General features: G+C 63.6%; 12 protein-coding genes. 1 reads left to right on the forward strand and 11 read right to left on the reverse strand.

All coding sequences use genetic code 11. From position 1 onward, the window contains the following. Nucleotides 1-5 precede the first annotated feature (5 nt). From B6V74_RS04365 to B6V74_RS04385, 5 genes are all read right to left on the reverse strand, one after another. A complete protein-coding gene (locus B6V74_RS04365) occupies nt 6-1,007 on the reverse strand; it encodes a dihydroxyacetone kinase subunit DhaK (RefSeq protein ID WP_075776406.1) in 1,002 nt (333 codons plus the stop codon). Between the two features lie 4 nt (nt 1,008-1,011). Next, entirely contained in the window at nt 1,012-2,067 is a 1,056-nt protein-coding gene (locus B6V74_RS04370) for an ABC transporter permease (protein WP_166504566.1), read from the reverse strand. After that, the gene (locus tag B6V74_RS04375; RefSeq protein WP_088722049.1) at nt 2,067-3,596 is read right to left on the reverse strand and encodes a sugar ABC transporter ATP-binding protein; all 1,530 of its coding nucleotides are present in this window, start codon (nt 3,594-3,596) and stop codon (nt 2,067-2,069) included. The genes B6V74_RS04370 and B6V74_RS04375 overlap by 1 nt, the downstream gene beginning before the upstream one ends. A gap of 120 nt (nt 3,597-3,716) precedes the next feature. Continuing rightward, entirely contained in the window at nt 3,717-4,724 is a 1,008-nt protein-coding gene (locus tag B6V74_RS04380) for a substrate-binding domain-containing protein (protein WP_075776408.1), read from the reverse strand. Between the two features lie 32 nt (nt 4,725-4,756). Then, nucleotides 4,757-5,770, reverse strand: coding sequence for an ABC transporter permease (locus B6V74_RS04385; protein ID WP_075776409.1), 1,014 nt, complete (start codon nt 5,768-5,770; stop codon nt 4,757-4,759). A gap of 178 nt (nt 5,771-5,948) precedes the next feature. On the opposite strand from B6V74_RS04385, the gene B6V74_RS04390 reads away from it, so the two are divergent. Continuing rightward, nucleotides 5,949-7,013, forward strand: a complete 1,065-nt coding sequence (locus B6V74_RS04390; RefSeq protein WP_206185173.1) for a LacI family DNA-binding transcriptional regulator — start codon at nt 5,949-5,951, stop codon at nt 7,011-7,013. 33 nt (nt 7,014-7,046) lie between these two features. Here the strand turns inward: B6V74_RS04390 and B6V74_RS04395 are convergent, their stop codons facing one another. The 6 genes from B6V74_RS04395 to B6V74_RS04420 form a co-directional block, all read right to left on the reverse strand. Continuing rightward, a complete protein-coding gene (locus B6V74_RS04395) occupies nt 7,047-8,135 on the reverse strand; it encodes a tartrate dehydrogenase (protein WP_088722050.1) in 1,089 nt (362 codons plus the stop codon). 7 nt (nt 8,136-8,142) lie between these two features. Next, nucleotides 8,143-8,985 (reverse strand): SDR family NAD(P)-dependent oxidoreductase, encoded by an 843-nt coding sequence (locus B6V74_RS04400; RefSeq protein ID WP_088722051.1) that lies wholly within the window; start codon nt 8,983-8,985, stop codon nt 8,143-8,145. 43 nt (nt 8,986-9,028) lie between these two features. Beyond that, nucleotides 9,029-10,054, reverse strand: coding sequence for a LacI family DNA-binding transcriptional regulator (locus B6V74_RS04405; protein WP_075776412.1), 1,026 nt, complete (start codon nt 10,052-10,054; stop codon nt 9,029-9,031). A 120-nt stretch (nt 10,055-10,174) separates the two neighbouring features. Beyond that, the gene (locus tag B6V74_RS04410) at nt 10,175-11,068 is read right to left on the reverse strand and encodes an NAD(P)-dependent oxidoreductase (protein WP_088722192.1); all 894 of its coding nucleotides are present in this window, start codon (nt 11,066-11,068) and stop codon (nt 10,175-10,177) included. A gap of 47 nt (nt 11,069-11,115) precedes the next feature. After that, nucleotides 11,116-12,618 (reverse strand): sugar ABC transporter ATP-binding protein, encoded by a 1,503-nt coding sequence (locus B6V74_RS04415; protein WP_088719228.1) that lies wholly within the window; start codon nt 12,616-12,618, stop codon nt 11,116-11,118. 65 nt (nt 12,619-12,683) lie between these two features. Continuing rightward, nucleotides 12,684-13,616 carry a sugar-binding protein gene (locus B6V74_RS04420; RefSeq protein ID WP_077701127.1) on the reverse strand — a complete coding sequence of 311 codons (933 nt, stop codon included), beginning with the start codon at nt 13,614-13,616 and terminating at the stop codon, nt 12,684-12,686. Between the last annotated feature and the right edge of the window lie 103 nt (nt 13,617-13,719).

The following is a 13,719-nucleotide window of genomic DNA, read 5'->3' on the forward strand; positions in this document are numbered from 1 at the left end:
AGCCCTCACTTCGCGATATGTTTGAAGAACGGCGTCGTCGCGCTGCGTTCGATGAGCGGCTTCAGCTCGTCATCGAGATGCAGGACCGAGATCGAGGCGCCCGCCATCTCCATCGAGGTTGCGAATTCACCGATCCAGACCTGCGCGATGGTCACGTTGCGCTCTGCGAACAGCTGCGAGATGCGGCGATAGAAGATGTAAAGCTCTTCCATCGGCGTCGCGCCCAGCCCGTTGACGATGATCGCCACCTCGTCGCCTGCCGCGTAATCCTGCTCGGCGAAGATGCGCTCCATCATCTCGTCAACGACGGCATCGGCGGGCTCGAGCGTCTTGCGGGTGATCCCCGGCTCGCCATGGATGCCCATGCCGATTTCCATCTCGTCTTCGCCGAGCGTGAAGCTGGGCTTGCCGACCTCGGGAACGATACAGGGCGTCAGCGCCACGCCCATTGTGCGGGTGCGCGCCTTCGCCTTCTCGGTCAGACGGACGACCTCGGAGAGCGGCTTCATCTCGGCGGCGGCGGCTCCCGCGACCTTGTAGAGGAAGACGATCCCGGCGACGCCGCGGCGCTTGTGTTCCTCGCCCGGCTTGGAGGAGGCCACATCGTCATTGCCGACCACGGTGGCGGTTTCGATATCGTCGACCTCGGCCAGTTCCCCGGCGAGGTCGAAGTTCATGATGTCGCCGCTGTAATTGCCGTAGAGATAGAGAACCCCTGCCCCCTGATCGACATGCTTTGTCACTTCGAGGATCTGGTCCGAGCTGGGCGACTGGAACACGCCGCCGACACCCGCACCGTCGAGCATCCCGTCGCCGACATAGCCGAGGAACAGCGGCAGGTGGCCGGAGCCGCCCCCCGTCACGATCCCAACCTTGCCGGGGACCGGGTTCGCTGTCACGAAGCAATGCAGATCGTCCGCGACATGGGTCACTTCCGGATGGGCGGCGTAAATCCCCTCCAGCATCTCTTCGACGAAATCTTCGGGTTTGTTGAGAAACTTCTTCATCGGATCACTCTGCTTTGCGTTGCTTGGGTTTTTGCTTGCGGCGCACGAAGAAGGCCGCTGCGAGAAGGATGAACGCGCCCACGACAAGGCGCTGCCAGGTGCTGGGGATGCCCACCAGAACCAGCGTGTTGCTGACCACGGTGATCAGGAGAACACCGGCCACGGTGCCCAGCACCGAGCCCGTGCCGCCGGTGATCCGCGCCCCGCCGAGAACGACGGCGGCGATCACCTCGATCTCGGTGCCGACCAGATCGAACGGGTTGGCCATGCGGGTCGCGCTGACATGGATGATGCCTGCGAGACCTGCGAGCGCCCCCGCGAAGGCGAAGACGAAGACATGCACCACGCGCTGGCCATAGCCGAGCCGCGCCGCGACCTCCGGGTTGCCGCCGGTAGCAAAGATCGCCCGCCCCATCAGCGTGCGGTCAAACAGGAACCAGGCCAGCCCGACGACGACCGGGAAGATCAGGAAATAGGCGGGCAGATCGACGGTCACGCCATTGGCGCCCTGAAACTGGTAGAGCGCGGCCTTCCCGAAGGCGGTCATCTGCGGCGGAAGCTCCATCAGCCAAACCGTACCCACGAAGGCCAGCAGGATACCGCGGAACAGGTATTGCGTGCCGATCGTGACGATCAGCGAAGGCACGCGCAGCCCGTGAACCAGAAGGCCGTTCACCGCGCCCAGAAGCGCACCGGCCACAACGGCAATCGCGATGATCGCCGCCATCGGCAGATCGGGCGCCACGGTGATCACGAATTTCGTAAGCGAATACATTGTCAGCGCCGCGATCGCGGTGAAGGAGACGTCGATGCCCCCTGCCGCGAGAATGGCGAAGACACCGAGCGCGAAGAGCCCGGTCACCACGCTCGCGCGGCCCATATCGATGAGCGAGCCCGGCTGCAGAAAGTTGGGGTTGATGATCGACACCGCCACGCAGATCACGACGAGGATGGTCAGCGTCACCATCTCGGGGCGACGTCGCAGGGTCTCCCAAATCGTCAGTTTGTCCTCGGGACGTTTGGGCGTTGATCGGTCATTCATCTCTTGCACCATGGTCATCAGGCAGCCTCGTTCGCCGAGCCAAGCATCGATTGGTAAATACGGTTCTCGTCGGTGGTCGCGGCGTCGAGTTCATCGACGAGGCGCCCGCGATTCATCACGAGGATCCGGTCGCAGTTCTGCAGCAGTTCCGGCAGGTCGTCGGAGACGATGATCAGCCCGATCCCGCGCTCCGCCATCGCCTGGATCGCGCGGTAGATCGTGTCCTTCGACCCGACATCGACGCCGACGGTCGGGCCATGAAGCACCAGCAATTTCGGCTCGATGCTGAGCCACCGGCCGATCAGCACGCGCTGCTGGTTGCCGCCCGAGAGCGCCGAGACCGGCAGGTCGATATTGCCGGTATTGAGGTTCATCGCCTCGGAAATCTTGCTCGCCGCCTCGCGCCCCTTGCGCTTGTCGACGACGCCCCCGCGCCCACGCAGCCGGTCGAGGATCAGCGTCACCTCGTTCTGGTAGATCGACTTCTGCAGGAACAGCCCTTCGGAGAGGCGGTCCTCGGGGACATAGCCGATGCCGCGTGCAATAGCGTCCGCGGGGGAGTCGAGATGCACCCGCGCGCCGGAAATCTCGATATGGCCGGAGCTCAGCGATTGATGGCCGGCCAGCGCGAGCGCGACCTCGTTGCGACCGGAATCCGAAAGACCGGTGATGCCAAGCACCTCGCCAGCCTTCAGCGAGAAGGCGACATCCTCGAAGTCCGCGCCGGAGCTCGCCCCCTCGACGCGCAGCACCTCTTCGGCCCGCGGCGTGCCATTGCGGTAGCGCATCGTGTCCAGTTCGCGCCCGGTCATCAGATGCGAAAGTTCGGCGCGGGAATAGTCCGCGATTGGGCCCTGCGAGATACACTCGCCATCGCGGAAGATGATCGCTTGCCCGCCGATGCGGTAGCACTCCTCCAGTTTGTGGGTCACGAACAGCACCGCCACGTCGCGTTCGAGCAATTTGCCGACCAGTTCGATCAGCGCGTCGACCTCGTGCCGGGTGAGCGAAGTGGTCGGCTCGTCCATGATAACCAGCCGCGCGTCGGCGGCGATGGCCCGCGCGATGGCGACGCGCTGCCGGATCGCAAGCGGCAGATCCCCGACCATTGTGTTAAGGAGTTTCGCCGTCGGCTCCAGCCCGACATTACGGATTGCCTCGCGGGCCGTTTCGCGCAGACGGCGGCGGTTCAGCAGCCGCATCAGGCGCCCGTTGCCGCTCACCAGTTGGTCGCCAAGCGCGACATTTTCCACGACGGAGAGGTTCGGCAGCAGGGAGAGGTCCTGATAGACCGTCTCGATCCCCGCTTCGAGCGACTGGATCGGCGACAGCTCGCTATGCGCCTGCCCATCGAGAACGATCTCTCCCTCGCTGGGCGCATGGGCGCCCGAAATAATCTTGATGAAGGTGCTCTTGCCGCAGCCATTCTCGCCCAGCAGGTGATAGGCGACACCAGTGTCGATCGTTACGTCGACGCCGCGCAGCGCGTGAACACCGCCAAAGCGTTTGTGGATGCCGCGCAGCTCCAGAAAATGTCCGTCTGACATCTGATTGCTCCCCCTGAACACCGGTCTTTTCCGTCCCCTGCGCCGCAGCTCCTCCAGCCTAGGCACGGGCGGTTCGAAAGCCGGCCGGGGCTGCCCCCGGCCGGCCGATTTTTTCACGTCTTAGAAAAGGGTCTCTTTGTAGGTATCCTTGTCGACGAGAACCATGCCGTTACCCACGACAAGCACGCCGTCACCGGCACCGGGGCGCACGCTGACACTGTGGTAGCCGTCGACACCCAGATCCATGCCGTCGGTGATCTCTTCACCCGCGAGGATCTTGGTGGCCAGCGAGTTCATCGCCATCCCGGCCTTCTGCGGATCCCAGAAACCGATCGCGGTGATCGCACCGCTGTCGAGATAGGCCGCCGAGGGGTTCGGCAGACCGGTGCCCACAAGGCAGACCTTGCCGGCCAGACCGGCTTCTTCGATCGCGCGACCGACGCCGAGCACATCATTGCCCGCCGAAGTCTGGAAGCCCTTGATATCCGGGTGCTTGCGCAGGATTTCCTTGGCTTTCTCGTAGGTGCCCTGGGCGTCGTCGAAGCTTTCGTTGTTCGGATCGACGAGTTCCATATCCGGGTATTTCTTCGCGTTCTCCTCGCCCGCGCCAACCCATTGCATATGGGTGCGGCTGCCCAGCGAGCCGACGAAGGTCGTCCACTTGCCCTTGCCGCCCATGCACTTGGCCAGACGCTCGTTCAGCGCCGCACCATATTCCGCGTTATCGAAGGCTTCGACATCGGCCATGGTGTTCTTCTGGTTGTCGGCCTCGTGGGTCACGACGACGATGCCGCGATCCATCGCGCGCTTGAGCACGCCTTCGAGGATCGCCGGATCCATCGGCACGACGGCCAGCGCATCGACGCCGCGCGCGACGAGATCCTGCACGATCTGCAGCTGCTGGGCGGAATCCGCCGTGGCGGGGCCGACCTGCTCGATCTTCATGTCGGGATGTTCCTGCGCGTATTTCTCGACACCGGTTTTCATCCGGTCGAACCACGGGATACCGCTGATCTTGACGACCGTGGTGATCGACTTGCCTTCCTGCGCTGCGACCCCTTGTGCGCCAGCCAGCATTGCCGCCGTGGTCGCGGCCAACAGGCCGATTTTCAGTCCTTTGAATGCCATGATGATCTCCTCCCTGGATTACATTCTTCGGCTCAGTGTTTCGGAGCGCGCGCCGCGCGCCCCAGCGAAAAGCGTGTGATGACCTGGTCGACCAGCTCGAAGCGGTTGACCGCGAGGAAGCACAGCAGCAGCGCGCCCCAGGCGAAATCCCGCACGAAATTCGAGAACCCGACGAAGTTCAGCAGGCTCGACAGAAGCTGCAGCGTGATCGCCGAAAGCACGACATTCACGATGCGCCCATAGCCGCCCTCGGGCCGCACCCCCGCCATCACCGCGACAAGGATCGCGATCAGCAGATAAGAGGTGCCGTAGTCCCATTTCACGTTGATGTTCCGCGCCGCGATGATGACCCCGGCCAGACCGGCCATCAGCCCCGACAGCGCGTAGGTCGTGATCAGGATGCGGTCGCGATTGAAGCCGCTGAACAGCGCCGCCTTCGGGTTGGCGCCGGTCAGCATCAGCTTCATCCCGTAGGGCGTGAAGCGCAGCACCCCGCCCAGGATCAAAGCAGCGCCGAGGAAGATCAGGAAGCTCGCCGGCACTCCGAAGATCAGGCCATTGCCCAGATCGTAGAGCGCGGGCGGCGATCCGATCGTCACCGAGCGCCCTTCCGAGAACACGACCGCCGCGCCGGTGAAGGCCATCTGCGTGCCCAAGGTGCACAGGATCGGCGTGATCTCGAAACGCGAGATCAGAAATCCGTTCAGCGCACCGCCCAGCACGCCGATGATCAGACATCCCCCGGCGAAGGTGATAGTGAACAGCACGGGCGCTTCGTCGACCGGGAAGATCGACAGCGCAACAAGCCCCGAGGCCACGCCCGAGAGGTTCGCAAGCGCGATCCCCGACAGGTCGATCCCACCGTTGCCGGAGCACATCGCCAGCATCACGCCGATCGCGAGCAGCCCGATCTCGGGCACCTGGTTCGCCATCGATTGCAGATTGTAGATCGAAAGGTAATTGCCGCCGGATGCCGCCCCGCCGACTGCTAGAAGCAGCACGATGAGCACGGACAACACAAACAGGTTCCCATCCAGTTTCGACATCTCCTCCCCCGCGCCGTTTACTGAAGAATTATCTTATTTACTAAATTCGTACTATTATGTTTACTAAAGTCAACCCCGTTTGTTCACTAGCTGCTTCGAGCGCGAGCGAATAAAAAGACCGAACTTTCCGAAGGCCCGTTGTGCAGTGCGGGAGGTTCGCCCATAGATTGAAGGCCACATGAGCGACACGATGGAAATTGAGCCAAAAAAGCCGGTCACCCTGCGCGAAGTTGCCGGGCACGCGGGGGTTTCCGCTGCCACCGTTTCGCTGGTCTTGAACGACAAGGGCGACATCTCGGAGGCCACCCGCGCCCGCGTTTTGGAAGCGGTGGAGGCGTTGAACTACACCCCGCGCTCGAATCGGGCGCGGACCGAAGTCACCAACACGATCCGCTTTCTCAAGATCGCGCGCCACGGCCAGACGGTGAATCGCGACCACAACCACTTCATCTCGGACTATATCGACGGGATGTCTTTCGAGGCGCTTCGCCGCGACTACGCGCTGCAGGTCGTGAGCTACGAACAGGAATCGCTGCATCAACTGTTGTCGAGCCTGGACGGCTCGGAACCGCGCGGCATCGTCGTGCTCGGCACCGAACTTTCACGCGAAGATATCGAGATGATCATCGAGCGCGCTCCGCTGCCGACCGTGCTCATCGACACCTACCACCCGTTCCTGAAGGCGAATTTCGTCGATATGGACAACGATCAACTCGTCTACGATGCGCTCTCGCATCTGGTTTCGCGCGGCTTCCGCAAGATCGGCTATGTCGGAAGTTACAGCGAGGTGATGAACTTCCGGCTGCGTCAAACGGCGTTCCGGAACGCGGCCGCAGCGTTCGGATTGCAGAGCGAGGACGCGCAGGAACTTTCGGTGAAGTCGACACTGGACGGCGCCTATGAAGAAGCCTTGACCCAGTTGGGCGACCGGCCTCTCGCGGATGCTTATTTCTGTGCGAATGACATCATCGCCTTCGGCTTCGTCAGGGCCTTGCGCGAATTGGGCCACAGAGTGCCGGAAGATGTTTCGGTCGTGGGCTTCGACAACCTTCCCACCTCGAGCGTCTTCGATCCGCCCCTGACTTCGGTCGACGTTCCGAAAGCGCGCATCGGCGCGATGGCGATCCGCCTGCTCGACGACCTCATCGCGACGGACGAGCGAGATCAATCTCCGGTGAAGGTCCTGATGACGGGGGAACTGGTTGTGCGCGATAGCGTGGCGGATTTCAAACCACGGCGCTGAAACGCGAGAGCTTCTGAAGCTGCGACGTAACTTTCAGCTGCCCCCCACTATCTCGTCGAGCGCACGGCAGAGCCGTTCCGTCACCTGTGCAGTGCCGGACGTGCCGCCGAGGTCGCGGGGGCGGCTTTCGGGATCCGCCGTCACGAGTTCGATCGCGCGCATCATTTGCGCCCCTGCCTCGGTCTCTCCGAGGTGCTCCAACATCATCGCCGCGCTCCAGAAGGTGCCGATGGGATTTGCGACGCCCTTGCCGGTGATGTCGAAGGCGGAGCCATGGATCGGCTCGAACATCGAAGGCGCAGCGCGCTCGGGGTTGAGGTTGGCCGTGGGCGCGATGCCGATAGAGCCGGCCAGCGCCGCAGCCAGATCCGAGAGGATGTCGGCGTGCAGGTTCGTGGCGACGATCGTGTCGAGCGAACGCGGATCGAGCGTCATGCGCACGGTCATCGCGTCGACCAGCATCCGGTCCCACGTCACGTCGGGAAACTCGGCCGCGATCTCGGCGGCGATTTCGTCCCAGAGCACGAGCCCGTAGCGCTGCGCGTTGGATTTCGTGACGACCGTCAGCCGTTTGCGCGGACGTGCCTGGGCCTGCGAGAAAGCCACGCGCATGATGCGTTCGACGCCCGTGCGGGTGAAGATGGCGGTCTCGGTGGCGACCTCATGCGGCTGGCCGCGATGGCTGCGCCCGCCCTGCCCCGCATATTCGCCCTCGGAATTCTCGCGCACGATGAGCCAGTCCAGGTCGTCCGGGCCGACACCCGCAAGCGGGCTCGACAGGCCGGGCAGGATCCGGGTGGGCCGCAGGTTCGCGTATTGATCGAGCCCCTGACAGATCGCGAGGCGCAGCCCCCAGAGCGTCAGGTGATCGGGCACGTCCGGCGCGCCGACCGCGCCGAAGAGGATCGCGTCGTAGGCCCGCAGCGCGTCGACCCCGTCCGCGGGCATGAACGTGCCTTCGCGCTGATAGCGTTTCGAGCCCCAGTCGAAGCGGTCGACCTCCAGCCGGAATGCGTTGGTCTGGCGGCTCAGGTGATCGAGCGCCGTCAGCGCGGCGTCGACCACCTCCGGCCCGATCCCGTCGCCGGGGATGGCCGCGATACGATGCACCCGGGTCGTCATGGCCGCATCACGCCTTCAGCCACGCCTTGAAGGCGTCATCGTAGTCGGGATGCCAGCGCGACAGCGGCGGGCGGTTCTCGGTGATGTCGCCCGCCGCCCAGAGGATGCGCTTCACGTCGGTCGCGCGGTCCACGTCGTTGTCCGGACACAGGATGTAGAAATCGCCGCGCTCGATCGCGTCAAAGAGGAATTCCACGACCTGTTCGGGCGTCCAGGCGCCAGCGGGTTTCTCGGTGCGCCCGCCCGCGGTCAGCGGCGTGTAGACGAAGCCCGGAATGAACAGCCGCGCCTCGACCTTGCAGTCCTCGCGGTTGCGCAACTCGTGCTGCAGCGCCTCGGTGAAGGCCTTCACGCCGGCTTTCGACACGTTATAGGCCGGATCGCCCGGGGGCGTGGTGATCCCCTGCTTGGAGCCGGTATTGACGATCAGGCCCGGCGTGCCCGACGCGATCATGCGCGGCGCGAAAATCTGGCTGCCACGAATGATCCCGCCCAGGTTCACCTCGAGGATGCGGTCCCAGTTGCCTTCCTCATCGAAGATCGAACTGCCGGGCTGCATCCCCGCGTTGTTCATCAGCAGGTTGACCGGACCGAAGCGCGCCCAGACCTCGTCGGCGAGCGCCATGAGCTGCGCGCGGTCCGAGACGTCGGTCGCCAGCGTCATCACGTCCGCCTCCGCGGCACCCGCGGCGATCAGAGCGTCGGAGGCGGCGTCGAGCGCAGCCCCCGGCAGATCGGCGATGCAGACGCGCATGCCAAGCCCGGCGAGGTGGCGGGCGGCAGCGAGGCCGATACCCGAGGCCCCTCCGGTGACGACTGCGACATTGCCTTTGGCGAGAGCGGGATGCATGGCATTTCTCCTTTCAGTTCGGTGTCCGAGATCGGCGCGCGCTTCAGGCAGTCGCACCGGCGAAGACCTCGAAATCAGTGTCGATGATGGTCGGCGCAGACGGGCGTTCTGGCGAGGCCAGAACCTCCTCGATCGCCTTCTTGCCGATCAGGAAACGGTTCGAGCGGACGGTCGAGAGCGGCTGGGGCAGCTCCTTGCCGATATCGAGACCGTTGAAGCCGAAGATGGCGAATTGGTCGGGCAGGCTGATGCTTTCGGCAAGGCAGTGGAAGACGCCGCCCACCGCCATGTCGTCGTTGGAATAGACCGCGACGTCGACCTGCGGGGCCGAAGCACGCAGGCGCGCTGTCTGTTCTCGACCCGTACCGACCGAGCTGGGCCCGTCATCGATCGCATGCGCCTCGATGGAGAGCCCCGCTTCGGACAGCGCCTCGCACAGCCCGTCATAGCGCAGCCGCGCGCGGCGGTCGGCCTCCCAGTCATGGCCGACATAGCCGAAATGGCGGTAGCCGCGTGAAATCAGGTGGCGACCGATGGCGTGGCCTGCACGGCGATGCGAGGTGCCCACCGCGATGTCGATCGGCGTGCTGTCGATATCCATCATCTCGACGACGCGGATGTCGCTCTGTTCTAGCATCTTGCGGGTCGCGTCGGTGTGATCGAACCCGGCCAGCAGGATCGCGGCCGGTTTCCAGCTGAGGATGCCGCGCACCACGGCCTCTTCGCGGTCCACATTATAATCCGTGGTCGAGATCACCGGCTGCAGGTCACTTCCCTCGAGCCCGGCATGGACGCCCTGCAGGACTTCCGGGAAGACGATGTTGGAGAGCGACGGGATGACGACGCCGACGAGGAAGGAGTCGAGCGAGGCCAGCGAGCCAGCGATGCGGTTGGGGACGTAGCCCATCGCGCGGACCGTCTCCATGACCTTCTCGCGGGTAGCTTCGGCGACCAGTCCCTTGTTGCGCATGATGCGAGAGACCGTCGACTCGCTGACATTGGCACGGCGCGCGACCTCGCGCACGGTGATCTTGCTTTTGCGGTCGGGCAATCGCTGCTTGGTCCCCATGACGCTTTCCTCCAATTCCTTTCGGGCAAGCCCGAGTCAATTACCCAGAAATGCACCTAGCGGCAGCGTTTTCAAAGGCCATACATGCATGGCGCGAAAACATCGCGGGGACCGTGGCGATCATACCTCCACGTATTTGCGCCACGGATGCGCTTCCTTGAAGCCCAGAACCTCGCGCGCCTTGCGGTTCGAGATCGGTGCCTCGTCGGCACCCATCTCACGGGTGACCGGCGTGTTCGGGCAGTATTTCTTCAAGAACTCGGTGGTCGGCATGTCGGCGGTGATCGTGTCGTTGACCGCGTTGAACACCTGATAGCCCAGACCGTCCTTCTCGATGCACAGATGCACGATCTCACCCAGATCGCGCGCGTCGATATAACTCCAGGCGTTGCGTTTGCGGCTCATCGGGTTCTCGAGGAACCCCTTGAACATGCCGTATTCATGGGGCTCGATCACGTTGCCGATGCGCAGCGCGTAAATATCGGCGCCGTAGCGGGCGGCGAAGGCGCGGGCGGTCTTCTCGTTGCAGACCTTGGAGAGCCCGTAGCTGTCCATCGGATCGCTGTCGTAATCTTCCTCGAGCGGGAAGGAGTGGAAATCCTTGTCGCCCTCGGCGAAGCACACGCCATAGGTCGTCTCGGACGAGGCGATGATCACCTTGCGCACGCCGAGCTTCATCGCCGCCTCGATCACGTTGTAGGTGCTCATGACGTTGGCCTGATAGGTCACGTTATCGGGCTCGATCAGCACGCGCGGGATCGCGGCGAAATGCACGACCGCATCGGGCGGCGACGGCGGCGCGCCCTTCTCGAACCCGCCGAAGTCGTGGTGGGTGGTCAGCGCGTTGAACACGGCGCCGCTGTCGGTCACGTCGGTGATCAGCGTGTTCACGCCCGGGACGTCGAGCGGCTTGAGGTCGACGTTGAGCACATCGTAGCCCTTGCTCAGCAGATGCGGCACCGCATGACGCCCTGCCTTGCCGGTTCCGCCTGTGAATACTACGCGCTTGGTCATTTCAATCTCCGTTTCGTTCATTCGCTTTTCGGTTCGGCGGGACGGCCTCAGCCGGTCGCCGCCAGCATCACGCTTTCCTGCGTGGCGTTCTCTCGGGTCAGTTCGCCGCTGATCTTCCCCTCCTTCAGCACGATCACACGGTCGCTGATCGCCAGAATCTCCGGCAGGTCCGACGAGACGACGATGATCGACATGCCCTCCTCGGCCATCTTGCCCAACAACGTGTGCACCTCGGCCTTGGCGCCGATGTCGATCCCGCGCGTCGGCTCGTCGACGATCAGGATCTGCGGACGGCGCGCGGCCCATTTCGCCAAGACGACCTTCTGCTGGTTGCCGCCCGACAGGTTGAGCACCTTCTGCTCGGGCGACGGCGTCTTGATGCCCAGCGCGCGGATATAATCCGCACAGGCCGCCGTTTCCTTGCGACGGTTCACGAAGTCGAAGCTGCAATAGTCACTCAGATGCGTCAGGGAAAAGTTCTCGCGCACCGACATGCCGAGGACAAGCCCTCGCGATTGCCGATCCTCGGTCACAAATCCGAGCCCATGCTCTATCGCGTCCGAGGGCGAGGAAATCCGCGCCGGTTTGCCGTTGATCGAAATCTCGCCGCTATGGGGGCGGCTACCGAAAATCATCTCCATCACTTCGGTCCGTCCGGCACCGACCAGACCGAAGAAGCCCAGAACTTCGCCGCGATGCAGGTCGAAATCGACATCGCGCACGAACACACCTTCGTCCTTCACGCGCTTTTCGGTGAGATTGCGCACCGACATCAGAACCTCGTCGGTCGCGTGGGAGGTGTGATGGCCGAAAAGCTGGTCGAGCTCGCGATCCACCATCAGGCGCACCAGCAGGTCGCTCGTCATCTCGGAGACGGGCCGTGTATCGACGGTGCGACCGTCGCGCAGCACGGTGACGCGGTCGGCGATTTCGAAGATTTCCTCGAGCTTGTGCGAGATGAAGACGATACCGACACCCTGCTCGGCCAGTTTGCGCGACATGCGCAACAGCGTCGAGGCCTCGTGGTGGCTGAGCGAAGCGGTCGGCTCGTCCATTATGATGAGTTTGGAATTGTAGGAGATGGCGCGGGCGATCTCGATCAGCTGTCTCTGGCCGATCGAAAGCGTGCCGACCATAGCTTCCGGGTCGATTTCCACGCCAAGCTCGTGCAGCACCGCGCGGGTGTCCGCATTCATCTTGGTGCGGTCGATCAGGCCGGTCGGCAATAGCGGCTCACGCGCGAGAAAGACGTTCTCGGCGACGGTGAGGTTATTCACCACTGCGAGTTCCTGGTAAATGATCGAGATGCCGAGCGACCGCGCATGGACCGGGTTCTTGATCACGACGGGTTCGCCCTCGACGCGGATCTCCCCTCCCGGATCGGCGCGCAGCACGCCTGTCATGATCTTCATCAGGGTGCTCTTGCCGGCGCCGTTTTCCCCTGCCAGCACATGCACCTCGCCGGAGTTGAGATGCAGGTCGACGTGGTCCAGCGCCTTCACCCCGGGAAAGGTCTTGGAAATGCTGATCATTTCGAGAAACGGTTTCATCGCGGCCTCAGGCTGAAGAATGTCGGGCGGGGCCACGCTTGGCCCCGCCCAGGTGTCGTCGGAGATTACTTGGTGTAGCTGTCGAGGTTGTCGGCAGTCACGACGGTCACACCGGTGTCGATGTTCTGCGGATCGGTCTCTTCACCCTTGATCTGGGCCACGAGATGCTCGACCGCCAGCTTGCCCATCGTGATCGGGCGCTGGACCATGATGCCGTCGATGAAGCCTTCCTTCACGCCCTTGATCGTGTCGGGCAGATCGTCGAACGCAAAGACCTTCAGCTTGCCTTTCTTGTCCGCGAATTCCTGCTGCGCGAGAACCTTCGCGACGGCCGGGCCGCCGACCTGGCTGATGCCGAAGATACCGGCGAGGTTCGGGTTTGCGCGCAGGAGCGCCTCGGTCACCGAAACGGCGCGGGCGAGGTCGTCCTCGGTGCCTTCGGTCGCGACCAGCTTGATGTCGGGATAGTCGGCCAGCGCTTCCTTCACGCCGTCGATCCGCTCGTTCAGGTTGGACGCACCAAGCTGACCGGTGACGATCGCCACCTCACCCTTGCCGCCGAGCGCTTCGGCCATGGACTTGCCCATGGTGACGCCCGCCTGCTTGTTGATCGTGCCGATATACATGCTGCGCGCGCTATTGGCGCTGTCGCTGTCGAAGGTGACGACCTTGATACCCGCATCGGTGGCCTGCTTGATGATGCCCTCGACCGATTTCGGCTCGTTGACCGAGATCCCGATCCCGTCGACGTGACGCGCCATCAGATCCTCGATGATCTTGACCTGAGTCGAACCCTGCGTGTTCGCCGGCACCACCCACTGGTAGTTCACGCCCAGCTCTTTCGCTGCCTCGGCCCCGCCGGTGTTGCAGTCGTCGAAGAACGGAACGGCCACCTTCGGCACGAGCGCCACGGTGATGTCCTGAGCATAGGACGCAGCCGCCCCCATACCGGTTGCCAGGGCCAGAACCGCCGCGGCGGCTTTCATTGCAATACGCATCTTCTCTCCTCCTCCAGACCCGACCACGCGCGGCAGGCCTCTATTGTTGATGCAGTTTCGGTTTTGCGCCCCGCACCGGGGCCTTCTTCGTCCGGATCTCGCG

Source organism: Thioclava sp. F42-5, from assembly GCF_002213195.1.
Taxonomy (GTDB): Bacteria; Pseudomonadota; Alphaproteobacteria; order Rhodobacterales; family Rhodobacteraceae; genus Thioclava; species Thioclava nitratireducens.